General features: G+C 68.5%; 1 pseudogene. It reads right to left on the bottom strand.

Annotation, left to right across the window (positions count from 1 at the left end):
• A pseudogene (locus tag RM844_RS32835) lies at positions 1–445 on the bottom strand (aminopeptidase N); the annotation flags it as partial.

The following is a 445-nucleotide window of genomic DNA, read 5'->3' as shown; positions in this document are numbered from 1 at the left end:
CTCCGCGAGCGAGGGGCGGCAGTAGATGCCGAGCGGGACGGACTGGCCGTCCTTCTCGTAGCTGCTGTGCACCGAGTGGTACGGGCCGACGATGAGCGCCGTGATGTACGTGGAGATGCGCGGCGTCGGCTCGAACGTCCAGACGTCGTCCTTCGGCTCGGGCGTCGGCGAGTTCGAGATGACTGTCCAGCCGGCGGGGGCCTTCACGGTGAACCGGAAGGTCGCCTTCAGGTCCGGCTGCTCGACGGAGGCGAAGACGCGGCGCGCGTCCGGCACCTCGAACTGGGTGTACAGGTAAGCTTGTTCGTCGACCGGGTCGACGAACCGGTGCAGGCCCTCACCGGTGTTGGTGTACGCGCAGTCGGCGACGACCTTCAGCTCGTTGGCGCCCTCGTTCAGCTGCGGCAGCGCGATCCGCGAGTCGCGGAACACGGCGGCGACGTCC

The organism is Streptomyces chisholmiae, assembly GCF_031845445.1.
Classification (GTDB): Bacteria; Actinomycetota; Actinomycetes; order Streptomycetales; family Streptomycetaceae; genus Streptomyces; species Streptomyces chisholmiae.
This window is presented reverse-complemented; position numbering and strand designations above follow the sequence as displayed.